The sequence below is a fragment of the Sandaracinaceae bacterium genome (assembly GCA_020633055.1).
Lineage (GTDB): Bacteria > Myxococcota_A > Polyangia > Polyangiales > Houyiibacteriaceae > JADJJE01.
The window spans coordinates 71,324-94,028 of the sequence record JACKEJ010000006.1 but is presented as its reverse complement, the minus strand read 5'-3'; the positions used below and the strand labels follow the sequence as shown (position 1 = coordinate 94,028).

The window sequence follows — 22,705 nt, the reverse complement described above, 5'->3', positions numbered from 1 at the left end:
TTTTCGCCGCTCGACTAGCTTTTTGGCATGGCTTCTCGGGCACGCCGCACGCTCATAGGGCTCTCTTGGCTCACCGCCGCCCTCTCCCTGGGCGTGAGCGCTCCTCTCCCGTCCCTGGCGGAACCCCCGGCGGACGTGCTCCCGCAGGCCGCGTCGCAGTCGGCCACGCCAGCGCCGGAGCGCGCGGGGCACGGGTTCTCGCCAGCGGCGGCGGTGCCGACACCGACGTCGGCGGTGGGCATGGTGCGCGGCGCGCTCGCGCGTGGCGACCACGAGGCCGCGCGGACGCTCGTGGATGCCGCACTGGCAGCAGCCGCCGCCCCAGACGATTTGGCCGAGCTGCACTGGCTCGCGGCGGTGGTGGCCGAGCAGAGCGGAGATGTGCTCGCGCGCACCGCCCACCTCACGTGGCTCTCGGACGCTGGGCACCCGCTCTCCCCGTACGCGCGGCTGCAGCTAGCCGAGAGCCTGCTGGCGAGCGCCCCTGCCCGCGCGGCGGAGCTGGCCGCGACATTGACGGGGCCGTGGGGTGGTTCGTGGACCGCGCAGATGACCGAGGCGCGCGCGCTCACCGCGGTGGGTCGCCGCGACGACGCCATCGCTCGCTACCGCGCGATCGTGGCCGCCACACCGGACGACGTCGCTGCCGTCAGCGCGGGCATGCCGCTCGTCAGCCTGCTCGCGGCGCGCGGCAGCGTCGCCGACGTGACGGAGGCCATCGCGGTGCTGCGACGCGTGGCCACACGGTCGGCTGGCACGCCGCTCGCGACATCCTGCCTCGCGCGCGTCGAGAGCCTGATCGACGGCCTCCCGGCAGACGCCCTGACTGCCGCCGAGCGCGACGCGCTGCGGACCACGGCCCTGCCCCTCCGCCTCCAGGAAGCGGCGGCGCACGCGCGCGCGCTGCGCTTCGAGCTCGCAGCCGAGCAGTACGCACGCATCGCCGCCGAACCCGGTAGCGAAGGCGCGGTGCGCTGCGAGGCCAAGCTCGAAGCGGGGCGGGCGCTGCTCCGTCAGCGTGATCGTCGCGCCGCGGTGGGCCACCTCTCGTGGGTGGGCGAGCACTGCAGCGATCTGGAGCAGGTCGCCTGGGGCCGCTATGACGCCGGGCGGGGATACGCCTCGCTGAGCGACGCGGACGCAGCCATCGCGCAGTTCGATGCGCTGGAGCGGCAGGCGCCCACGCACCGCTTGGCCGATGACGCGCGCTATCGCTCCGCGATGTTGGAGCTCGACCGTGGCAACGCCGAGGCGTTCCGCGCGCGCATGGGAGAGCTGCCCACGCGCTACCCCACCGGCGACATGCGCGAACGCGCCCTGGTCGAGCTAGCGCTCGAGGCTCGCCGACGCTCCGACTGGGCTGGCGCACGACGGCACCTCGAGGCCGCGCTGAGCGGCCCTCTCGGCGCCGCGGACAGCGAGGGGATGGAGGGGCGCAGCGCCTACTGGATGGCGCGTACTCTCCAAGATCTCCAGCAGCTCCCCGAGGCGGTCGCCATGTACACGCGCGTGATCCGCGAGTGGCCCCTGAGCTACCACGCTCAGCTGTCGGCGTCTCGCCTGAACGCGGTCTCCGCCGAGGCGCTCGAGGCCGCGCTCGCGCCGCTCCGACACACCGGAGCCGAACCCGCGCTGCGCTTCCCGGACCGACCGCTGCACCACTCCGACGGGTTCCGCGCGGCAGTGTCCCTCTTCCGCGTGGGCGATGCATCGCGCGCGCGGTGGGCGCTCGAGGCGCTGAGCGCGGTGCACGGCGGGCCTGAAAACGAGCTCCTGTGGGTCACCGCGGCGCTCTACGAGCGGACCGGCGACAGGACGGGAGCGATGCAGCTCATCCGCGACCACGCCGACGCCTTGCGTCGCACGCTCCCGGTCGGTCGCGGTCGCGCGCTCTGGCGCCTCGCCTATCCAGCGGCGTTCTCACCGCTCATCGAGGAGACGGCGGCCCGCGAAGAGCTGCCTGCGGCGTTCGTGCGCGCCATCGCGCGAGAAGAGAGCTCGTTCAACCCTGGCGCGGTCAGCTGGGCCAACGCCTACGGGCTCGTGCAGGTGATCCTCCCCACGGCGCGACGCTTCGGAGCCCCGCTGGGGTTGACCGTGAACGCCAGCACGCTGCGCGACCCCGAGACCAACCTCCGCATCGGGACGCACTTCATGCGCTTCTTGTTCGACCGCTACCCGACCAACGTCGCGGTCGTGCCCGCAGCCTACAACGCGGGCCAGGGCGCGCTCGACCGCTGGCTACGCGAGCGGCAGCGCGAGGACGGCTACGCGTTCGACCTGTTCGTGGAGGAGATCCCGTACGACGAGACACGCCGCTACACGCGCCGCGTGTTGCAGTCGTACGGGGTGTACAGCTGGCTCGAGACGGGCCGCCTGCCGAGCGTGCCGGACACCATCCCGCCGCCAGGCTGAGGCCCTACGGGGTCACTCGCCGAGCGCGCGACCCAGCTCTTCGATGAGCTTCTTGGCCTTGCTCGACAGCTCCTTGGGCACGTCGACCTGAATCACGTTCACCAGGTCACCGCGACCGCGTCCGTCGAGACGCGGGATCCCGGCGCCGCGCACCACGCGGGCGTCGCCGGGCTGCGTGCCCTTCGGGATCTTGACCTTCACAGGGGGGTCGCCCGTCTTCAGCGCCGGCACCTCCACCTCGGTGCCGAGCGCCGCCTCCGGGAACGACAGGTGCAGCTCGTGCACCAGGTCGTAGCCGTCGCGCTGGAAGCGCTCGTGCGGCTGGACCACCACGGTGACGTGCAGGTGCCCGGCCGGCCCGCCACGCGTCCCGGCCTGCCCCTGGTTCGTGAGGCGCAGGGTCTGCCCCGTGTCCACACCCGCCGGGATGGACACCCGCACCTTGCGCTCGAGGTCCTCCTCGCCGCGCCCGTTGCACTTCTCGCAGGCCTTCACCACCTTCGCGCCGGTGCCGCGACAGGTCGGGCAGGTGCTGGAGAACACGAACGCGCCGCGCTTCTGCCCCACCTGCCCGCGACCGCCGCACGCGGTGCACGTCGCCACCTCGCCGCCGCGACCGTCGCACGCGTTGCACGGCGTGGGGTGCCGCAGCTCCAGCTCGCGCTGCACGCCGAAGGCCGCCTCCTCCAGGGTGAGCGCGATCTCGGTGCGTAGGTCGGCCCCGCGCGCTGCGCCGTTGGGGTTCTGGCGCCGCCCGCCGAACCCAAAGCCGCCCCCTCCGCCACCGAACAGGTCGCCGAAGATGTCCTGGAACGAGCTGAAGATGTCGCCCATGTCCTGGAAGCCGGCGCCACCACCCGGTCCGCGCCCCTCGAGCCCGGCGTGGCCGAAGCGGTCGTAGATGGCCCGCTTCTCGGCGTCGTTCAGCACCGCGTAGGCCTCGCTGGCCTCCTTGAACTTCTCCTCGGCGGAGGGGTCGTCGGGGTTGCGATCGGGGTGGTACTGGACCGCGAGCTTCCGGTACGCCTTCTTCAGCGTGGTCGCGTCCGCGCTCCTCTCGACGCAGAGAATTTCGTAGTAGTCGCGTTTGGACATGCGGGGCGCGCAAGATAAGGCGCCATCCCCGTGGGTCAAGCAGCCGCGTTTCGCCCCAGAATATCGGCCACCAGCGCGTCGGGGAGCTGGCCCGCCCGCTGGAACGCGCGCATGTGCAGGATGGGCTCACCGCCCAGCTCCGCGGTGGTCCGCCCGCGGATGGTCTCGGCGTACAGGCGCGGGAAGTAGCGCTCGAGGGGCTCGTCCCCGCCCAGACGTTCCGTGAGGGCCAGCAGGGCACGCAGCGAGTTCATCTTCATGTAGGGGCAGGTCGCACATCCGCCCGCCGTGGAGCAGCCTTCGCCCGCCGCGACCCCGGGGACCACAGCGAGCTCCGAGTCGGGAGCCTTGGCGATGGCGTCGCTGGACACGGGGAACACGATCTCGGCCGCCACCTCGGCGCCCCCTTGGGCGCGGGCGTCGCGCAGCACCTGCTGCACCTCGCGCACGATGGGTGTGATCATGCCCGCCTCGGTGCCCAGGACGAACTGGAGGGTCTGAGGCTCGCCTGACCCCGCCGCGACGGCGCTCTTCAGGCTGCGCGTGATGAAGCCGAGGATGTCGGACGTGGAGCCGACCACGCCCGCCCCGCGCCGCTGCCGCTCGAGCCCCAGCGCGAACATCTCGCCGGGGACCTCGAGGTGCGCGGTGACGAACGCGTCGGGGTAGCTGCGCTCCACCTGCTCCACCACCTCGCGCCCGAACATGTGGTGCACGATGCAGGTGCCCTGCTCGAAGTAGTGAAAGCGCTCCGCCACGGCGCGCACCGTGGCGGGCGTGTGGGCAGGGTGCACGGCCGCGACGGTGGCCTCGTCCATCTCTGCCAGCGAGCGGAAGAGGTGCTCGAGGTTGCGACCCATGTAGGTGTCGGGCCCGAAGAAGACGCTCACGTCGGGCACCTGCGCCGCCGCTTGGAGCACGGTGCGGACCACGTTGCTGCTGGTGCACGTGAGCGTGGGGACCAGCGCGTGGGCCTTCGCCTTGGTGACCAGGCTGGTGTTGATGTAGACCACATGCAGCGCGCGCGGCACGGCGCTGGCCTCCGTCAGGTAGGCGCCGTACGCGGCGGCCTCGGCGGACTCGGCCAGCGAGCAGCCGATGGGCTCCGCCGTGACGCGGTAGACGGGGATGTCGCGGTGACCCGCCGCGTCGAGCATGGCGCGCACGTTCTCGCTCATGAAGTCCACGCCCAGGACCACCACGTTGCGCACGCCCGCCTCGGCCATGGCGATGGCGCTGTCCGCCATGAGGAGCGAGTCGCTGACGTGGATGTGCGGCCAGGTGCAGCGGGCGAGCACGCCCTGCAGCTCGGGGTCCATGTAGAAGTGCGCGACCACCCCGACGTTCTTCTCGCGCAGCAGCGCGTCCAGCTGCGCCACCGTGGCCGCGTCGGGCGAGAGGTACATGGCCTGGGCCTCGGCGAAGGCCCCCTGGGGCTCGAGAGCGTCGGCTGTGATCTTGAGGGACGGGAAGGGCTGCGTCGGCGCGGTGGTCATGGGATGCCCACTATACGCCGCCGAGCGCGTGCGTCACCCGCAGGCCGGTGCCATCTTCCGCCGCGATGGCCCTCGACCCCGCTTTCGTCGCCGACTGCCCGTACGGCCCAGGTGGCCTGCTGCTGGACGATCTCCTCGAGGTCGACCGTTCGGCCAGCCGCGTGGTCGCGCGCATGCCCGCGCACGCCGACCTGCCGCTGACCCGTGAGCAGCGCGCCCACCCCGTGCACCACCCGCAGCACGTGAGCGGCGGTCTGATGGTGCACATGACCGGCATGATGGGCTTCGTGCACGCGTACTACGTGCTCGACCTGCGCCACGCGGACGGCTGGATCGGCTACGGCGGGCGCATCTACGAGGCGCGCTTCCTCGCCCTGGGCGAGATGGGGCGCCCGTTGACCCTGACCTGCACGGCCACGCGCGTGCGAAAGGGGGCGGCGCGGGCGTTCTGTCGGTACGACTTCGAGTTCACCCAGGGCGACACGGTGGTGTACCGCAGTGATCAGGCGGCGATGTGGATGAACACCAACTCCGCGTCCGACGAGGCCCAAGAAGCCGACTGAGCGACCTCCCGACGACACCCGAGCTCCGACCTGACCACGCGCCGCAGGTCGGACGTGTGCGAGGTCCAGCGTCCTCGTGATCGTCTTCGTGCTCGTGTTCGTCTTCGTGTTCGTCTACGTGAACGTGCGCGTGCGCGTGCGCGTGGCCGTGAGTGTGCACGTCCTCGTGATCGTCGGCGCACGCACGCACGCACGACACGACCACGACGCACACGGACCACGACCGCGGCAGAGCCCACCGCCCAGGCTAGCCACCTGCCAGGAGCCGAGCGCGAATTCACGCTTCGAGGAACGGCCACGAGCACACTCACGAGGACGCGCACGCGCACGCGCACGCCGACGATCACGACAACGTGCACGAGGACGAGGACGAACACGAGATGGGGGGTCGTACACGTCCCCGTGGTCGAAGTCGTACTCGTCCGCATGGTCGTGCACGTGCTCGTGACCGTGCGCGTCATCGTGATCGTGCTCGTCTTCGTGGCCGTGCGCGTGCGCGTGGTGGTGAGTGTGCACGTGCACGTCCTCGTGACCGTGCACAGCAAAAGCGACCGCACCGCCACGGACGACTTGGGGAGCCCCAGGGTAGTCCCGGCGCTGCTATCCTCGGCGCGTCATGGCCGAGGTCCTGCAACAGCTGGCGAGCCTGGGCGCGGGGGCAGCGTTCATCGCGGCGCTGTTCGCGTTGGTGGGCTTCTTGGTGTTGCCCAAGGACCAGCGCTTTCGCGCCAAGCTGCCCGTGGCCATGCTCGTGCTGTTCGGACTGGCCGCCATGGTGCACTCCGTCACGCCGCCCGAGCACGTGGCGCACGAGGCCTTCGGCATCATCGGCTTGTTCTTCCTGCTGCTGTCCCTCGCCCGCAGCACATTCCTGATCCTCTACCACGGCATCGTGCTGCGCTCGGTCGGGCGCGAAGCGCCGCGCATCCTCGGCGACCTGGTGCAGGGGCTGTTCTTCGCGGCCGCGCTGACGGTCGTCCTACGGGCGATGGGCGTGGAGCTCGGCTCGCTGTTGGGCGCTTCGGCCTTGCTCACTGCGGTGATCGGCTTCGCGCTACAGGACACGCTCGGCAACTTGTTCTCGGGACTGGCCATGCAGATGCAGGCGCCGTTCGAGGTGGGCGACTTCATCAGCTTCGACGCCGAGGAGCACCACATCGGCTGCGTCGTGGAGATGAACTGGCGCGCAGTACGGCTCATCTCCATCGAGCGCGTGGAGATGACCGTCCCGAACACCACGCTGGCCAAGGCGCTACTGCAGAACTACAGCCGCCCCAGCAAGGTGGTGCGGCGCTCGGTCACCGTAGCGGCCCCGGCGGACCTGCGACCCGAGCGGGTCCACCGTGTGCTGGCGGCCTCGGTCGGCACCGTGCGGGGCGTGCTGACGGCCCCCGCGCCGTCCGTGCTGACCCGTGAGTTCGACGAGCGAGGCGTGGTGTACGAGGTGCTCTACTACACCACCGACTTCGCCTCGCGTGAGGTCATCGCCAGCGCGGTGCGCGACCGCATCTGGTACGCGCTGCAGCGCGAGGGCGCGACCATCCCGATGCCGCGCCGGACCGTGCACATGCACGAGGTCAACCGCGAGACGCTGGCGCAGCGGGAGGCGGCGCGCGCCGCGGAGCGCCTGGAGACGCTCAACCACGTCGACTTCCTGGCGACGCTCCCCGAGGACGCGAAGCGCGCGCTGGTCGAGGACGCGCACGCGCAGCTCTTCGCGCCCGGGGAGCGCATCATCATGGAGGGCGAGGTCGGCCACGAGCTGTTCATCATCCGCAGTGGCCGCGTCCGGGTGCTGGTGCGCAACCGCGGCCGCGCGGAGGTCGAGGTAGCCACCCTTGGCCCGGACCAGTTCTTCGGCGAGATGTCGCTCATGACCGGCGAGAACCGCAAAGCGAGCGTCGTCGCGGACGAAGAGACCGAGCTGCTCGTGATCGACAAGGTCGCATTCCGTCCCATCCTCGACGCAGCCCCCGAGATCGCGGAGACCATCAGCAAGGTGCTGGCGGCGCGCGCCCAGGCGCTCGGGACGGAGTCCTCTGCAGGCCACTCCATCCACGAAGGCGATGACGAAGGGGGCAGCAACCTGCTGCTCTCGCGCATCAAGAGCTTCTTCTCCCTCGGCGCCCAAGACACGGACAACGACAATCCATGACCACCCCCGAGACCCCTCGCCCCTCCCGCGTCGGCGTCGTGCAGATCAACTCGCGCGACGACGTGGACGCCAACCTGGACGCCGTCACGCGCACCGTCACCGAGGCCTCGCAGCAGGGCGCCGAGCTGATCCTGGTGCCCGAGTGCTTCGCCTATCTGGGCCCCGAGCTGGGCAAGCTGGAGGTCGCGGAGGAGCTGGGCGGCGATGGCCCCATCTTCACCCGCTGCGCCGCGCTCGCGCGGGAGCTCGGCCGCCACGTGGTCTATGGCGGGTTCTGGGAGAAGGGGCGCACACCGAGCCACGTGTTCAACACGTGCGTCCACATCGGCCCCGACGGGAGCGTGCGGGCCGCGTACCGCAAGGTGCACCTGTTCGACGTCGACCTCGAGGACGGCACGCGCGTGATGGAGAGCGACACGATCGAGGCGGGCGATGAACTGGTGGTCACGGACGCGCCCTTCGGGAAGCTCGGTCTGTCCATCTGCTACGACCTGCGCTTCCCCGAGCTGTACCGCGAGCTGGTGGACCTCGGCGCCGTGGCGCTGGCCGTGCCCGCGGCGTTCACGCTGACCACCGGCAAGGACCACTGGCACGTGCTCCTGCGCGCGCGGGCGATCGAGCAGCAGTGCTACGTGCTGGCCGCGGCGCAGACGGGGACGCACTTCGGGCGCCGCGCTTCGTACGGGCACGCGATGGTCATCGACCCATGGGGCACGGTGCTGGCACAGTGCGGTGAGGGCGAGGGCGCGGCCGTCGCGACGATACGGCCAGAGCTCGTCACCAGCATCCGCACGCAGCTCCCGAGCCTGCGCCACAGACGCCCCGAGGTGACGCGCCGGGAGCGCGCTCGCCCGACCTGAGCGCGCGCCGGAACAGATCGCTTTCGAACCGGTCGCGGCGCTGATTTTAGGGGCTCTCGTCAACTTTTCGGGATCCCCCGTTTTTTGGATCCAGAGTAGTCCGGCCTCCTACCATTCGTGCGTAGCCCGCCCCTGGCGGCACCCGAATGAGCATGACGCTGAACCTCGACTTGCCCGCGCGCGCCGCGACCCCCTCCCTGCCCCCCTCGTCCCCCAAGGCCATCGACGCACGGCGGCGGCTGTCGGCCGTGCTGCTCGGGGCCGAGGCCGAGGCTGAGCTCCCGCCGGTGACCGACCTGGCGGGCGCGTGCCTGCTCCTCGCTCGTGGCGTGGAGCGCAAGGTGCTGCTGCCCCTGGCCGAGAGCGCGCGGGAGATCGCGCTGGTGCGCAGCGGAGAGCGCCTGGGCGTGAGTGAGTACAGCACGGACAGCGTGCCGGAGCTGTTCTGTCTGGAGCGCCCCGTGACGCTGCGCCGCATGCTCGACGCCTGCCGCAAGGCGCTCTTGGCCGAGGCCGAAGACCTCGAGGGCGCGCGCCGCGAGATTCACCTGCAGCTGGCGGAGCAGCTCGGGACGGAGGGCATCGCCCCCGTGGACTCACTGCCGAGCGCCCTGCGGCACCGCGGCGGTGACGCCACGGCTCCCGAGGACGAGGTCGCGCTCTCGTTCGGCTACGAGGTCAAGCTCCCGCGCGGCCAGGAGGCGCTCTCGAAGCGCTCCGCCCGCGCGGACATCCACGCGCTGTTCTTCCAAGGGACGCTGTGGGCCTACGTCCGCGGCCGTCGCGTCCCGCTCGTTCAGGGGCCGGTGCTGCTTGCGGTGCAGCGCTTGATCGTCGCGGTGCGCGTGCTGGTGGACGCGTGGGACTCGGGGCGCCCCACGCACGTGCGCCTGCGCTCTGGCCGTTTCCAGGTGGCCGTACGGCTCGACGCGGACCGGCAGATCGCGCTCTCGCTGACCGGAGAGTCGGGCGAGCCAGTCACGGCCCCGGCGCTGCAGCTGAGCGAGACGGCGGAGCCCATCCTGCGACTCGCGAACGACCTGGTGCGTGCGATGATCGCCGCTGACCGCGCCCAAGGGCGCAACCTGCGTGTGCGCGCGCTGCGCGACGAGGTGCGCGAGCTGCGGCGCGCCGTGCGCGAACGTGAGAACGCACGCGGCTTCGTCAACCATGACCCCGAGCGTGTACGACACATCGTGGACGCCCTGCCTGCCCAACCCGTCCGCGAGGCGACGCCCTCCCCCGTCGCCCACGTGCGCGCCCTGCGCTTCGGCGAGCGGTGGCGCGTGGCCGTGGATGGCCTGGACGCCGCGAGCACCTTCCTGTGCGGCGACCGCATCGTCATGGCGACGGCGCGGCACACCGTGAGCATCGGTCGCGAGCGCGGCGAGGTGCTGTGGGTGCGCGCGGGCGTCGACACCAGCGCCTTCATGGCAGGGACCACCCTCGTACGGACGAGCTCCGACGGGCGCGTCGAGTTCTGCGACGTCTCGGATGGCGAACCGTTCGCGACCGCGCGCGTGGACGCCCGAGCAGGCGCGCCCCAGCCCGGCATGCTGCTCGGCGGCCCAGGCGTCCCACCCATGGTCGCGCTGGTGGAAGGGCAGCGCGTGGTCGCGCTCGACCTGCGCACGGGACAGCCGCGCTGGCGCTTCACGAGTCGCAGCGCGAGCGGCCTGCAGCTGGTCAAGGTGGGGCGCGTGCTGTTGCTCAGCTCGCCCGAAGGCACACTGCACGCGGTCGACACCAGCACGGGTGACGAGCTGTGGTGCTACGCGACCAAGGAGCGGCTCGCCACCAAGCCCGTCGTCGTGGGGGACCGAGTGGTCGTGGCTGCAGGGGCCCTCGGGGCCAGACACGGCTCGCTGCACGTCGTGGACCTCTACAGCGGAAAGGCGCATTTCACCACGCAGCTGGACGGCGCCCCGCTCGCTTCGCCCGTGCCGGACAAGCACGGAATCGCGGTCGCCGTGTCGCGCGATGGCGTCCGGCGAGCGATCGCGTACCGCAGCGACCGCGAGCACGTGCGCTGGGACGTGGCCGACCCAGGGCTCGGTTCGGGGGCCGCGACCCTCGTCGTGGATGATCTACTGGTCTGCAACAGCCCGGACGGCCGCGTGTCGGCCCTCGAGCTCGAGACCGGCCACACCCGCTGGAGCGCGTCTCTGAGCGAAGCGGGGGCGGACGAGGTGCCCCGTCGGCTCGAGCCCGTGCTGCGCGGCGGGGCGCTGTTCGTCCCGTCCTCGACGGTACACGTGCTGCGGCCCCACGACGGGTCACGCATCGGCGACGGGCTGCGCTGCGAGCTGGTGCCGGACTGGATTCGCGTGGACGAGCGTGGATGGGTCTTCGTCGCCGAGGAGAGCGGCCACGTGAACGCGCACGCGCCCGTGCCGCACCTGGAGCTGGTGCGTGGCTGACGCGCGGCATCGCGCGTGACCCGCTCGTGTCACGCCGCGAGCGGAGCTCACCGATGTCCGACGGAGGCGCTCGGTCTACCCCGGCGCGACGCGCACGACATTGGCGCAGGCCTGCTGGAAGCGCGTCGCGAAGTCGTCTGGCGTGAGCCCCGCACGGTCTAGCGCGTGCTGCCCTCCTTCGGAGGCGTTCGCTGCGGCGGGACCTGATGCGACGCGGACGACGGCCTCGGCCAGGGCCGCCGGGTCGTCATCCGGAACCACCGTCACGGCGGCGGTGAGCGGCAGACCAGCGAGCGCGCGTGCCCCCGCTACGACCGGGACACCCCTCGCCAACGCGTCGAGCAGCTTGATGGGCAGCCCGCCCGGCGCACGGCGGGGCACGAGGGCGACGTCGGCCGCGGCGTGGACCACGGCGCGGTCCCGTTCGGTGGCGAGTGGAGCCCACCGGATGCGCGCCGCGACCCCGAGGCGCACGGCCTCCGCGCGTAGGGGCGTTGGGTCGGAGTCGGTGGCCACCAGGCAGGTCCACGCTCCTCGCTGCCGCAGCGCATGGAGCAGCACCGAGAGCCCTTGGTACGCGTCGAGGTTGCCGGCGTAGAGCGCGACCACGTCGCCACGACCGAGCCCCAGGATGGACCGGGCTCGCGCGCGATCCGGTGGCGCGCCAGGTGGGCGCTCGAAGGGCGGAGGCACGCAGCGGACGTGCGCGTGCAGCGGAGCGTAGCGCTCGGTCAGCACGGGCGTGAGCGCGAAGACCGCCGCGCTGCCGGCGCAAGCGCCCCGGTCCAGGAGCGCGCCGAGGGCACGAGCCGACCGCTTGTACGTCGCGCGCGCGTAGTGCGGCAGCTCCTCGCGCATGGAGGTGTGCGCGTAGTAGACCACCGGCACGTCGCCCACACCCGCGCAGGCCCAAGCGGCCTCGACGTTGTGCGCGACGACTACGTCCACGGGCGCGCGCCGCAGCCGGCGTCGGACCGCCGCGACCATGCGGAGGTCGAGCGCGACCTTGCCGAGCGAGGGACCGCTGCGCGTCGCGCGAACGCGAGGCCAGTCGGAGAGGCGCTCCGGCTCTGGTGCGCCTGGCGTCGCCACGCCATGGGCGTAGGTCAGCAACGCTGCGTCGTGACCAGCCTCGCGGAGCGCACGCACCATCATCGCGACGATGGCCTGCGTCCCTTGCGGGGTCGGAAAGGGCATGCACGCCACGTGCAGGCTGCGCAGCACGGCGGGCGCGCGGTCAGTCGACATACCCAAGGGCACGCAGGCGGGCCTCGACGCGTGCTTCGTCGGCGGCGCTGTCATCACGTAGGGCGCGACTGGCGGGGAGGTCGGGGAGGGCTCGGACGTGCGCGCCGCTCTCCGTCGTGCCGACCACCTCGCCGAGCGCCTCGTACAGCACGCGCCCCGCGAACTCCGGCGGGACCGCCACGTCCATGCGCGCGAGCCATGTCGCCGTGGCGTCGGCGATGTGCATGTCGAGCTCACCCATCGCGCTGATGCGTGGCCCGGCGGCGGCGAAGAACCCGTTCGGGCGGTGGCTCCCTGGCAGGCTGCGCCCCTTTCGGCCGAGCCACTCGTCAGGCGCGAGACGGCGAAATGCGCCCGTCCCTGGCGGCGCGCCGCCCGACGGCATGAGGTTGTAGGTGTACCCGCGGTCCGGGTGTAGCTCGAGCAGCAGGTCGGGCGCGCGCTCGACGTACGGCCCCTCGAAGAGGTCCTCCCGGCGGTGCACGGCGGCCACCACGGGCGCACCCGTGAGCGGGTCGCGCAGCGCCTGCAACGCGCGGACGACCTGCGCGCGCACTCGGGGAAGGTCCGACTCCGCCACCGTCCCCTGGGGCTCTCGCCCGCGGATGTTCAGGTGGACGGCGGGCATGTAGTTGAGCTCGTCGCTGAAGCACGTCGTGTGCGCGAAGTCGATGGCCCCGAAGCGCGCGCGCGACTCGAGGGCGCTGGGGAGCACCGTCCCGAACAGACCAAAGAGCCGTTCGCGCAAGGCGGGCGGGAGCCGCGTCAACGCCGCTTCCTTCAAGCGCCCGACCAGCTCGCGCTCGAGGCCCGCCTCGCGGAAGCGCAGCAGGCCGGCCTCCTCGAGCACCCGGTTCAGGTAGATGACCGTGTCGGAGCTCCCCCCAGAGCCGTGATCGCTGACGATGGTGAGCTCGACGGCCTCGGGCCCTCCTTGGCCAGCGGCCGCGACGAGCAGCTCCCCGAGGGCGCGGTCGAGCGCGACGTACACCTCGGTCAAGCCGCTGGGGGCACGCGCAGCCTCGGGATGGTCGCTCGGATGCCGCGGCGAACGCGGGTCGTGCAGTCCGTACAGGTAGTGGGCGGCCGTGTCACTCTCCCCGAAGTAGAGGGCGAAGGCATCCCACGTCTCGCGCCCAAGGAGCCACGCGCCGAGGTCCCGCTTGCGCCCGACGCGCTCCACCAGCGCCGAGGGCAGCTCGGCGTGCCAGCCAGGACGGTCGGCGTCGAACTCGTCCACGTCGTCGAAGCGTCCTGCCGCGAAGCGCTCCAGCAGCGGGCCGTGCAGCGCGGGCGGCCACACGAACGATGCGTCAGCCTCGAACGCCACGGGGGCATCCCAGCCGCTGACGAACACGCCGTGCGCGAGGCGCTCGGGAGGATACGTCGCCGGAAAGAAGAGGCATGCACAGCGCAGGCCCAACGCATCCAGACGGCCGACCACGCTGGGCGCCTCGCGCACGCTCCCGCCCGAGAAGCGCACGTCGTAGCCGTGCCGGGTGGTGAAGTCGAAGACCCCGTGGCGGCCCGGGTCCACCCCCGTCAGGAACGTAGTCCAGTTGGGCAGGGTCGCTGGCGGCTGGACGCTGCGCTGCGCCGCGAACACGCCCCGCCTCATGACCTGGTGCACGTGCGGCAGCACCTCCGGACCGAGCGCGCGGACGAGCTCGAGATCGAAGCCATCGAAGCCGAGGATGAGGTGTCGTGCGCTCATGGGGTGCAGGTACGCAGGAGGATGTGGCCCGATTCCCGAGCTACCAGGCTGGCTGTGGCCGCCGCCGCTCGTCGATGCAAGCGGAGGGCCTCCCTGATACCCTGCTAGGCGAGATGGACCCTAGCGCGAACGACGCCGCCGCGATGGACGCCCGCCTGCTCGGGCGGACGCTGGGTGAGTCGTACCGCGTGCTCCGACGCATCGGCTCGGGCGGGATGGGACAGGTCTACGAGGCAGAGCACACAGTCCTCGGGCGCCGCTTTGCGCTCAAGGTGCTGGACACGGAGCGCCTGACGCGACGGGACGCGACGGCGCGCTTCTTCGCGGAGGCGCGCGCGGCGAGCCAGATCGAGCACCCCAACATCGTGGACGTGGTGAACTTCGTGACGGACGGGCCGTTCATCGCGCTCGTGATGGAGCGCCTGCGCGGGGAGAGCCTCGCCGAGCGGCTGGCGCGCGGTCCCCTGCCCACGGACGACGCCGTGCGCGTGCTCGAGCAGCTGTGTGACGCGCTGGCCGCGACGCACGCGGCCGGCATCCTGCACCGCGATCTGAAGCCGGCCAACGTCTTCCTGTGCGAGGGCAGCGACGGGCCGCACGCGAAGGTGCTGGACTTCGGTATCTCCAAGCTCAAGCCCGACCGTACGGCGGAGCAGGACGCGCAGGCCGCTGGGCTGACCACGACGGGACAGCTGCTGGGAACGCCCCGCTACCTCTCGCCCGAACAAGCCCGTGGTGCGCTCGAGCTGGACGAGCGCTGCGACGTCTACTCGGCGGCAGTGGTGTTGTTCGAGATGCTCGCGGGGACCCCTCCGTTCGAAGGACAGAACGCGTTCCAGCTGATCTGGAAGCACGGCAACGAACGCGCCCCACGCCTCTCGGACCGCGCCCCGGCGGTGGGCACCGCCTTCGACGCCGTGCTCGCGCGCGCGCTCGAGAAGGACCCCGGCGCACGCTACCCGAGCATGCGCGCGCTGCGTGACGCGGTACGCGCGGCCATGACCGTCGCGGAGCCGCACCCAGGGTTCCACGAGAGCGACGCGCCAGCTGCGACGCGCCCGGAGGCCCCGGCACCTCCCCAACGACCGCGTAGGGCCAGTTCGCGGCGGGTCGTGGCCCTCGCGGGGCTGGCGGGCTCGGCGGCGCTCTTGGTGACGCTGTTCGCGAGCGCCGGGAGCATCCGCGGCGCCGTCGCGAGTCATGTCACGGCGCCCCCCACGGCCGGCCATGCTCCAGGGAGGTCCGCTTCCCCGGCGTCCACACGCCGTGCCGACCGGCCGACCCATCCAGAAGTCCGCAGCGAAGACGACACAGCGTCGGCCCCCGGACAAGTCGCGGCGGACGGCCTACCTCCGCCCCCCTCGCGGACGACGACTGGCGACCGCGCTCCGAGCGAAGTGCAGGTCGAGGTGTCGGTGACGCCTGCGCACGCGCGGGTGTCTGTCGATGGCGCCGAAGCGGAGCCCGTCGAGGGCCCCTTGACGCTCCCTCGACAGACCGCGGTGACGTTGACCTTCAGCGCCCCGGGCTACGCGACCGAGGTACGCACGCTGACGCCCGCCGAGGGGCTCGCGCTGCAGGTGACGCTCTCTCGGCGCCGGGGCGCTGGGCGACCCTCGACGTCACCCATCAAGCAACACTTCTGAGGCTCAGGCTACGGTTGGCCCCTGTCATCGTGCGGCCTCCTACCCGCGGCGGGCGCGGTGGTGTTGCGCTTGCGCCACGTCGTCGAGCGCGTCCTCGTCGCGCGCCGTGGCGCGCGCACGTTCGGACGCTCGGTGGGCGTCGGCGTGAAGCTCCACGGCACGCAGGGCCGCGCGCGCGGCCGCCAACGCGGCACGCGCTTGCTCCGTGGCGATTCGCGCCGCCGCGACAGCTTCCGTGGCCGCGCCGACGGCGCGCTGTCGCTCGTCCCGACGAGCACGCAGCTGCTCGCGGAACGCGACCCTCGTCTGCAGCTCCGCTGCGCCATGGGCGCCGTCTGCCGTGCGATAATCGGCGAGCGCTTGCGCGGCGTGTGCGTGCGCGGACACGGCCCGCTCCAGGGCTCCCTCGGCATTCGCTACGACCTCGAGGGATACCGTCAGCGCGCGCGCGGCGTCATCCCGGTCTTGCGCCCGCAGGTCGAGCAACACGGCGAGGGGATCGCTCGACGACGCGGTCATGGCGCGGGGGACGCGTGCGTGGTGGCGGCGAGCCTGACCGTGAGGGACGCGGCACCCGCACCGAACACGACGTCGGCGTCGAGCTGGGCGTCGAGCGCGTCTGCCTGGAGGTCCGAGTCCGAGTCCGACGCCTGCGCGGCGCCGCGTAGCGTGAGCGTCGTGCTCTCCGGGCCTGGTCCCAACGCGTCCAGCCACGCATCGCGCAGCGTGACCGCAGCGTCCGCGAACACCGCGCTGCGGCAGGCCGCGTCGCAGACCGCCTCGACCGCCGGGTTGGGAAAGCCGGCCGCGCTGGATGAACCCGCGAGCACGGCCCACGAGCCGAGGATCGTGGCGAGCTGGGCGTTGCGGAGTACCTCGTCGGTGCTCTGCGCGAGCGAGAACGTGATGGTGACGGGGTCGAAGACCAAGGACGCACCGACCAGGTCCAGCTCCGATGCGAACGTCAGCGCGGGGAACGTCAGCGCCGCGGGCCATGCGCCCAGCACCCCTGCCCCCCCGGTCAGGGTCAGTGCCTCGAACGCGAAGTCCGTCGCTCCACTCGACGCGACCGACAGCTGGCCGGCGAGCGCGAACTCCTCCTGGGTCTGGACGAACGTGATGGCGCGTCCGAGGGCGACGCTCGGCCCTGCGTCCTCATCGCTCAAGAAGAGCTGGAACGAATCGTCGTAGCCCCCGTCGCGCGCCAACACGAGCGCGGCATGTGCGGCCGTGTGCCCCTGCTCGAGCAGATAGGCCTCGAGCGCGGCGAGCAGGTAGCTCGCGTCGCCGTCGGGCTGCTCTGCGGTCAGCGTGGCGTCCCGTGCGGCACGGAGCAACCCCGCCAGTTCGGCGGCGGACACCACGAACGCGGCGTCGTACTCCCCGGCGATGAGCTGCACGCGCGCGCCGAGGCGCACCACGGCGGCTACCTGCTGGTCGCTCCCCACCTCGACCCCGTCCACGCATCCGAAGGCGAGCTCGTCGTCGCTGGCGCTGACCCCACGGGCCGCGACGACGTAGCCAGGTGCGGCAGGCAGCCCGAGGAACCGCGCCCCCGTCTCACCATCGAGCAGGGTGATGGCCCTCCCGAAGCGCCCCTCCGCGACCACGGGGCTGTCGCAGGAGGCGCTGGGGTACACCTCGACGCGCACGCGCGCAGGGCCCGTCCCGCTCAGATCCAGCACGGCCGCGTCGAGGTTGCCGAAGCCCGTCGCGCTCACACCCACGCTCAGGTACGCGGGCGACGCCCCAATCGCGGTCGCCCGCACCCGGAAGGTCGCCGGTACGCTCGAGCCGCGGAGCGTTGTGCGGACCCAGCCGTCCGCGTCGGCGCGACTGTCGAGTGCACCGAGGGAAGCGTCGTGCGCGTCGCCTTCCAGCACGAGCCGGACGGTTTCTGCGGGGGCGGGCTCTCCGGCGCGCAGCACGCGCACGGCCAGCATCACGTTCTGCTGCGGCGTGAGCTGCAGGGACGCGGTGTCCGAGAAACGCAGCTCGAGGCTCGGCGCGACGACGGCCCCATCACCCACGCCAGCGTCCACGTCTCCGGTTCCGCCAGCACAACCGACCGTGGACGCGATGACGAGCCAACCGCTCGCGCGCCACCACCCGAGCCCACGCGGAGCGGACCGGGGTGCACCCACCGGCGATGACTGTTCGGGAACTCTGCAGGCACGCGCCGGACCACACATGAAGGCCCCAAGGTAGCAGGGACGCCCTCGAAGGGCACCCGAGCAGATGCCAGCGCACGACGGCCGTGATAAGGCGTTCCGACGCTTCATGGCCTACAGCCTCGACATCGGCATTCGCTACCTGCGCTCCAAGAAGCGCGCGACCATCTCGCTGATCACCACGATCAGCATCGCGGGGGTCGCGCTCGGGGTCGCTGCGCTCCTCGCCGTGCTGAGCATCACGAGCGGCTTCCAACAGCAGTTTCGCGACAAGGTGCTGGGCGTCAACGCGCACGTGTTGGTGCTCAAGTACGGGCTCGACTTCCACGAGTACCGCGAGGTCATCGAGCGCTGCCAGGAGCAGCCCGAGGTGGTGGGAGTGGGTCCGTTCCTCATCAACCAGATGATGCTCGCGAAGGGTGACAGGCTTTCGACCGTGCTGGTCAAGGGCGTGGACCCGGAGGCGATGGTGTCCGTGCTGGACCTCCCCAGCCAGATCATCGCTGGCACGCTCGAGGGGCTACGGCTCGAGGGAGCGGCCCCGCCGCTGCGACCCGAGGACCTCCGCAATCCGGACCTGCCGTACTGGCGTGCCCTGATGGTGCCCGAGCGCGACTCCACCTCCGACGACGCGGCGGCCGACGCGGGTGGGGGAGAGTCCGCCTCTGACGTGACCTCGCCCAGCCCGCCAGGCACGGACGAGCAGCCCGGCGCCCCGCTACGGAGCACCTCGGACGGGACGAGCGGCACCCCTGCCGAGCCAGCTCCGCGGGCGACGCCGCTGCCTGGGAGCGTGGCGAGCCCCAGCGCGGTCGAGGCGCTGTTGAACGGCCTCGACGAGACGGACCTGGCCCTCCCCGACGACGACGACGCCTTCATCGAGGTGGCCGACGACGACCTCGGAGACGACGCCGTGACAGGGCCGCTGCCGGGGCTGGTGATCGGCGCCACGCTGGCCGAGACGATGGGCATCGAGGTCGGCGACCGTGTGCAGCTGATCTCCCCGCTGAGCGGGAGCGCCGTCTCGTCCTGGTCTGCGCCAGATGAGCCGCGTACGCCTCAGAGCCGGCCGTTCCGGGTCATCGCCATCTTCCAGGCGGGGTTCCAAGAGTACGACAGCCGCTTGGTGTACGGCGACCTCTTCGAGGTGCAGGCATTCCTCGGCCAGGGCGACTCCGTCACGGGGGTCGAGATGCGGCTCCGCGACCTCGAGCGCAGCGCGGCGGTCGCCCGTCACCTGGAGCGGACGCTGGAGGGGCCGTTCCACACCATGGACTGGGCCGAGCTGAATCGTCCTTTGTTCACGGCCCTCGAGCTCCAGAAGATCATGCTCAGCCTGGTCATCGCCACCATCATCTGGGTCGCGGCCTTCAACGTGATCGCGACCCTGATCATGATCGTGATCGAGAAGAAGCGTGAGATCGCGATCCTGAAGGCGATGGGGGCGAGCGACGGCACGGTGCTGTCCATCTTCATGGTGCAGGGCACTGTCATCGGACTCGTCGGCACCATCGCCGGGCTCGCGCTCGGCGGCGCCATCGTCACGTATCTCTCCACCTTTCGCTTCGCGCTCGATCCTCGCGTGTACCTGATCGACCACTTGCCGGTCGTCGTGACGGCGAGTGAGTTCGTGCTGACGGCGGTCATCGCGCTCGGCATCTGCATGCTGAGCACCCTCGCGCCGAGCTGGTGGGCGGCGCGCATGCTCCCGGTAGAAGGTCTGCGTCACGAATGAAGGTCCTGGTCCTCCGCTCGCGGCTGCCCGTACGAAGGCAGCACCCGCCTCCTGCGCGACGATCCCTCCTAGAGCCCTCGGCATCGACGGGCGCCTCGGCGCCCCTGCGGGCTCACCCCCGAACCGTCCTCCTTGGTCGCCCCGTGAGTGGCCTCCGGGGTTGCCTGCTGGCTGGCGTCCGGGGTTGCCTGCTGGCGGGCCTCCTGGCTTCCGCACCGGGCTGCACCGACCCCGTCGAAGACGCACACCAAGAGGGTGCGTCCCAGCCGGGCGCGGACCGCACGGAGGCACGCAACGCTGGCGCGCCGCCCGCCCCTCGTGGTGCCGGCACGACCACGCGCGAGCGGCGGACCTCATCACCGACCGCACCGGACACCGTCGCCGCGGACGTCGCGGCGGGCCTGGCAGATGGTGGGATGGACGAGGAGCCGCCGACAGTACCGGCGCCCGCCACCAGCTCGGAGACCGGCGCCGCAGCGGGCGCAGGAGCCCCCACGCCCCCATCGTCCGAGCCGAGTGAGTACATCCGCCCCGTCATCCAGGACGAGTTCTTGGAGGGCGTGCGCATCCTGCGGTTCGCGCTGGCCGAGGACGTGATCGAGCGCGAGCCGGTGATGATCTCGAGCCGCTTTCGCCACAACTCTGGCCCCATGCACGTGTTCCTCGAGGTCGCGAACCAGACCGCCGACGACGTGACCTTGCTGGTCGGCTTCCGGCGGGCCAGCGACCAACGTCGCGGGGGCGGCGTCTCCCTGACCGTGCCGCCGTCGCCGCGCTACCGCACCCGCGCGCGCGCGAACACGCGTCGGGCGCCGGGCGAGTGGGTGTGCGAGGTCATGGACGAGCGCCAGCGCGTACTGGTGACCCAGCGCTTCTTCATCGTGCCCGACCCGAACGCGGCGACCGCCACGACGGACGAGTGACGCGAAGCGGCCGACTCGCGCAAACGCCCGGCCGCTGCTAACCCTCGCCCATGCTTCAGCACAACAGCTACTTCGAGGGTCAGGTCCAGAGCGTGGGGTTCGAGCGGCAGGGTCGCCGTCAGTCCGTGGGCGTCATCGCCCCCGGGCAGTACCACTTCGGCACGGACGCCGCGGAGCGGATGACCGTCGTCGGAGGTGCGCTCGAGGTGCGGCTGGACGGGACGGACGCGTTCGTGCTCTACCCGGCGGGGACGTACTTCGAGGTCGGCCCGAAGAGCGGCTTCGACGTGCGCGCCAGCGGGCCCAGCGCGTACCTCTGCGAGTACCTCTGAGCGTGCGCTGAGGGTCGCGTCGGTGGCCCCCCGCTGATACCCTCCGCGCGTGCGTACGCTCTCCGGTCGACTGGCGCTGCCGCTTCTGGTCCAGCTAAAACGCGATGGGCACGACGTCGCGGCCCTCCTCGAGCGGCTGCACTTGGACCACGACGAGCTGCGCTCCTTCGGCGGTCGCATCACCCTCGACGCTTGGCTCGACCTGCGCCAGGCCGGGATCGACGCGACGGGCGACAGTACGTTTCCCCTGCGCGCGGCGCTGGGGCTCGACCGCGAGTCGTTTCCCCTCGGCTTCTACCTGATGGGGACGCAGGCCACCCTCCGCGACGGATACCAGTTCGTGCGCCCGTACATCCCGATCATCATGTCGGGTCTCGAGGTGAACCTCGTCCCGGACGGTGACCACTCGTACGTCGACTTCGTGCAAGACGGTGAGCCGCTGGGCCCACCGGCTTTCGCCGAGTACCTGGTCGCCATCGTCATCGCGCTGGGACGCTGGCTGACGCCTGACGCGCCGCCTCCCACCGAGGTCGTGCTGGCGCACCGCTGGCCACGGCACAGCGACGACATGGCGCAGCTGCTGGGCGCGCCAGTGCGCTACTTCGGCGGCGCCGTGCGCATGGTATTCCCGGGCGCGCGCATGAACACCCCCATTCAAGGCGCGGACCCACACCTCGGGCAGCTCCTGGCGCAGAAGGCGGACGAGCAGGCGCGCAGCATGGTCACCACGGCGCGCATGCGCGATCGCGCGCGGCACTATCTGTCACGCCACCTCGAGGGGCACGAGCCCACCGTCCAAGAGCTGGCCGAGGCGCTGCGCGTCACCGAGCGGACCCTCCGTCGCAAGCTCCGCAGCGAAGGGACGAGCCCTCGTGAGCTGCTGGACGAGGTGCGGCACGAGCGGGCGCTCGCGCTGCTGGAGGAGGGTCGCAGGTCGCTGGACGAGATCGCCTACGTGCTGGGCTTCAGCGGCGCGAGCGCCTTCCGCCGCGCGTTCCGCCGCTGGACGGGGGTGGCACCTACGGAGTACGGCCGCCCGCGCGAGTAGCCGGCGGGTACACACTCGGGCGCGCGTCCGGGGACGAGAGGCTGCGCGCGTAGGCGGTGGGCGTACAACCGATGACATCGCAGAACGTACGGTAGAACTGCGAGTAGCTGCCGAAGCCTGCGTCGAACGCCGCGCGCGTCATTCCCTGGTCGGGGCGCTCCGTGTAGAGCGAAAGGCAGCGCTCGAGCCGCTCGCGGTTGCGGAACTGCACGATGCTCATGCCCTCGTTGGTGCGGAACAGCTCGGTCAGCCGGCTGCGGCTCACCCCACAGCGCCTCGCCAACGCATCCAACGTCAGGTGCGGGCCGTCCTCGACCTCTTCCCGCAGTAGGCGCGCCGCCTTCTCGACCGCCTCGGGCACGGGGGGTTCACTCGCCCGTGACGGCCTGCTGGACAGCGCCGCCAACACGCTCGCCGCCACGTACTCCGCGCCCAGGTCGAAGGCTTCGTCGTCGGGCTCGTCGACCAGGTCCGTGAGCATGCGCGCGAGCCGACGCGCTTGCTCGGGACGCAGCTGCGTCGCGACGCTGGAGACGCCCCGCCCGGCCGTCACCGAGCGGTCGAAGCGGTCGAGCGGGAGCGAGAGCACCCAGCAGTGCATGCGCTCGTCAACCCCGGAAGACCCGTGAGCCGTCCCGGGCGGGATGTAAAAGAGCCGCCCGGGGACGAGCGCGACGGAGTCGTCTCCGAGCGTGTACTCCCCGGTACCCTGCGTGACGAACCCGAACTCGGCGGCGCGCTCGTGGCGGTGCCGCAGGACCTTGTTCGGGTAGCCGCTCCATCGCAGGAGCGCGGCGTGACGTCGTCGGCTCGTCGGGTGCTCGAATGCGGGTACGGAGGACTCCATGACAAGAGAGCGTACCAGGCTTCGGCGCACAGGACGC

17 protein-coding genes are annotated in these 22,705 nt (G+C 71.6%); 10 read left to right on the top strand and 7 right to left on the bottom strand.

Annotation, left to right across the window (positions count from 1 at the left end):
* Positions 1–27 precede the first annotated feature (27 nt).
* Entirely contained in the window at positions 28–2,415 is a 2,388-nt protein-coding gene (locus H6726_09820) for a transglycosylase SLT domain-containing protein (protein ID MCB9657932.1), read from the top strand.
* A gap of 12 nt (positions 2,416–2,427) precedes the next feature.
* On the opposite strand, the gene dnaJ is transcribed toward H6726_09820, so the two are convergent.
* Positions 2,428–3,510 carry a molecular chaperone DnaJ gene (gene dnaJ, locus H6726_09815; GenBank protein ID MCB9657931.1) on the bottom strand — a complete coding sequence of 361 codons (1,083 nt, stop codon included), beginning with the start codon at positions 3,508–3,510 and terminating at the stop codon, positions 2,428–2,430.
* A gap of 35 nt (positions 3,511–3,545) precedes the next feature.
* On the bottom strand, positions 3,546–5,006 hold the full coding sequence (gene nadA, locus H6726_09810; protein MCB9657930.1) for a quinolinate synthase NadA: 1,461 nt from the start codon (positions 5,004–5,006) through the stop codon (positions 3,546–3,548).
* A gap of 65 nt (positions 5,007–5,071) precedes the next feature.
* On the opposite strand from nadA, the gene H6726_09805 reads away from it, so the two are divergent.
* The 4 genes from H6726_09805 (at position 5,072) to H6726_09790 (ending at position 11,004) form a co-directional block, all read left to right on the top strand.
* The gene (locus H6726_09805; GenBank protein ID MCB9657929.1) at positions 5,072–5,569 is read left to right on the top strand and encodes a hypothetical protein; all 498 of its coding nucleotides are present in this window, start codon (positions 5,072–5,074) and stop codon (positions 5,567–5,569) included.
* A gap of 616 nt (positions 5,570–6,185) precedes the next feature.
* Positions 6,186–7,724, top strand: a complete 1,539-nt coding sequence (locus H6726_09800) for a mechanosensitive ion channel (protein MCB9657928.1) — start codon at positions 6,186–6,188, stop codon at positions 7,722–7,724.
* On the top strand, positions 7,721–8,584 hold the full coding sequence (locus tag H6726_09795) for a carbon-nitrogen hydrolase family protein (protein MCB9657927.1): 864 nt from the start codon (positions 7,721–7,723) through the stop codon (positions 8,582–8,584). The genes H6726_09800 and H6726_09795 overlap by 4 nt, the downstream gene beginning before the upstream one ends.
* A 152-nt stretch (positions 8,585–8,736) precedes the next feature.
* Positions 8,737–11,004 carry a PQQ-binding-like beta-propeller repeat protein gene (locus H6726_09790; GenBank protein MCB9657926.1) on the top strand — a complete coding sequence of 756 codons (2,268 nt, stop codon included), beginning with the start codon at positions 8,737–8,739 and terminating at the stop codon, positions 11,002–11,004.
* 75 nt (positions 11,005–11,079) lie between these two features.
* On the opposite strand, the gene H6726_09785 is transcribed toward H6726_09790, so the two are convergent.
* Entirely contained in the window at positions 11,080–12,252 is a 1,173-nt protein-coding gene (locus H6726_09785) for a glycosyltransferase family 4 protein (protein MCB9657925.1), read from the bottom strand.
* Entirely contained in the window at positions 12,242–13,966 is a 1,725-nt protein-coding gene (locus tag H6726_09780; GenBank protein MCB9657924.1) for an alkaline phosphatase family protein, read from the bottom strand. The genes H6726_09785 and H6726_09780 overlap by 11 nt, the downstream gene beginning before the upstream one ends.
* Before the next feature lie 113 nt (positions 13,967–14,079).
* Here H6726_09780 and H6726_09775 point away from each other — a divergent pair, with 113 nt between their 5' ends.
* The gene (locus tag H6726_09775) at positions 14,080–15,612 is read left to right on the top strand and encodes a protein kinase (protein ID MCB9657923.1); all 1,533 of its coding nucleotides are present in this window, start codon (positions 14,080–14,082) and stop codon (positions 15,610–15,612) included.
* 39 nt (positions 15,613–15,651) lie between these two features.
* Here the strand turns inward: H6726_09775 and H6726_09770 are convergent, their stop codons facing one another.
* Both H6726_09770 and H6726_09765 read right to left on the bottom strand, forming a co-directional pair.
* The gene (locus H6726_09770) at positions 15,652–16,131 is read right to left on the bottom strand and encodes a hypothetical protein (protein ID MCB9657922.1); all 480 of its coding nucleotides are present in this window, start codon (positions 16,129–16,131) and stop codon (positions 15,652–15,654) included.
* Positions 16,128–17,654, bottom strand: a complete 1,527-nt coding sequence (locus H6726_09765) for a hypothetical protein (GenBank protein ID MCB9657921.1) — start codon at positions 17,652–17,654, stop codon at positions 16,128–16,130. The genes H6726_09770 and H6726_09765 overlap by 4 nt, the downstream gene beginning before the upstream one ends.
* A 238-nt stretch (positions 17,655–17,892) precedes the next feature.
* Here H6726_09765 and H6726_09760 point away from each other — a divergent pair, with 238 nt between their 5' ends.
* The 4 genes from H6726_09760 to H6726_09745 all read left to right on the top strand — a co-directional run bounded on the left by H6726_09760 (position 17,893) and on the right by H6726_09745 (position 21,821).
* Complete coding sequence (locus H6726_09760; protein ID MCB9657920.1) at positions 17,893–19,518, top strand: ABC transporter permease; 1,626 nt, start codon at positions 17,893–17,895, stop codon at positions 19,516–19,518.
* Between the two features lie 143 nt (positions 19,519–19,661).
* Positions 19,662–20,441 (top strand): DUF2914 domain-containing protein, encoded by a 780-nt coding sequence (locus tag H6726_09755; protein MCB9657919.1) that lies wholly within the window; start codon positions 19,662–19,664, stop codon positions 20,439–20,441.
* A 50-nt stretch (positions 20,442–20,491) separates the two neighbouring features.
* On the top strand, positions 20,492–20,773 hold the full coding sequence (locus tag H6726_09750; GenBank protein MCB9657918.1) for a pyrimidine/purine nucleoside phosphorylase: 282 nt from the start codon (positions 20,492–20,494) through the stop codon (positions 20,771–20,773).
* 49 nt (positions 20,774–20,822) lie between these two features.
* Complete coding sequence (locus H6726_09745; GenBank protein MCB9657917.1) at positions 20,823–21,821, top strand: AraC family transcriptional regulator ligand-binding domain-containing protein; 999 nt, start codon at positions 20,823–20,825, stop codon at positions 21,819–21,821.
* Here H6726_09745 and H6726_09740 read toward each other — a convergent pair.
* Entirely contained in the window at positions 21,793–22,668 is an 876-nt protein-coding gene (locus H6726_09740; protein MCB9657916.1) for a helix-turn-helix domain-containing protein, read from the bottom strand. The genes H6726_09745 and H6726_09740 overlap by 29 nt on opposite strands.
* Positions 22,669–22,705 lie beyond the last annotated feature (37 nt).

Coding starts and splice junctions, on each gene's coding strand:
- H6726_09805 (MCB9657929.1), top strand. CDS start 5,072: ATGGCCCTCGACCCCGCTTTCGTCGCCGACTGCCCGTACGGCCCAGGT.
- H6726_09780 (MCB9657924.1), bottom strand. CDS start 13,966: ATGAGCGCACGACACCTCATCCTCGGCTTCGATGGCTTCGATCTCGAG.
- dnaJ (MCB9657931.1), bottom strand. CDS start 3,510: ATGTCCAAACGCGACTACTACGAAATTCTCTGCGTCGAGAGGAGCGCG.
- H6726_09800 (MCB9657928.1), top strand. CDS start 6,186: ATGGCCGAGGTCCTGCAACAGCTGGCGAGCCTGGGCGCGGGGGCAGCG.
- H6726_09750 (MCB9657918.1), top strand. CDS start 20,492: ATGCTTCAGCACAACAGCTACTTCGAGGGTCAGGTCCAGAGCGTGGGG.
- H6726_09740 (MCB9657916.1), bottom strand. CDS start 22,668: ATGGAGTCCTCCGTACCCGCATTCGAGCACCCGACGAGCCGACGACGT.
- H6726_09795 (MCB9657927.1), top strand. CDS start 7,721: ATGACCACCCCCGAGACCCCTCGCCCCTCCCGCGTCGGCGTCGTGCAG.
- nadA (MCB9657930.1), bottom strand. CDS start 5,006: ATGACCACCGCGCCGACGCAGCCCTTCCCGTCCCTCAAGATCACAGCC.
- H6726_09820 (MCB9657932.1), top strand. CDS start 28: ATGGCTTCTCGGGCACGCCGCACGCTCATAGGGCTCTCTTGGCTCACC.
- H6726_09770 (MCB9657922.1), bottom strand. CDS start 16,131: ATGACCGCGTCGTCGAGCGATCCCCTCGCCGTGTTGCTCGACCTGCGG.
- H6726_09775 (MCB9657923.1), top strand. CDS start 14,080: ATGGACCCTAGCGCGAACGACGCCGCCGCGATGGACGCCCGCCTGCTC.
- H6726_09760 (MCB9657920.1), top strand. CDS start 17,893: ATGGCCTACAGCCTCGACATCGGCATTCGCTACCTGCGCTCCAAGAAG.
- H6726_09785 (MCB9657925.1), bottom strand. CDS start 12,252: ATGTCGACTGACCGCGCGCCCGCCGTGCTGCGCAGCCTGCACGTGGCG.
- H6726_09790 (MCB9657926.1), top strand. CDS start 8,737: ATGACGCTGAACCTCGACTTGCCCGCGCGCGCCGCGACCCCCTCCCTG.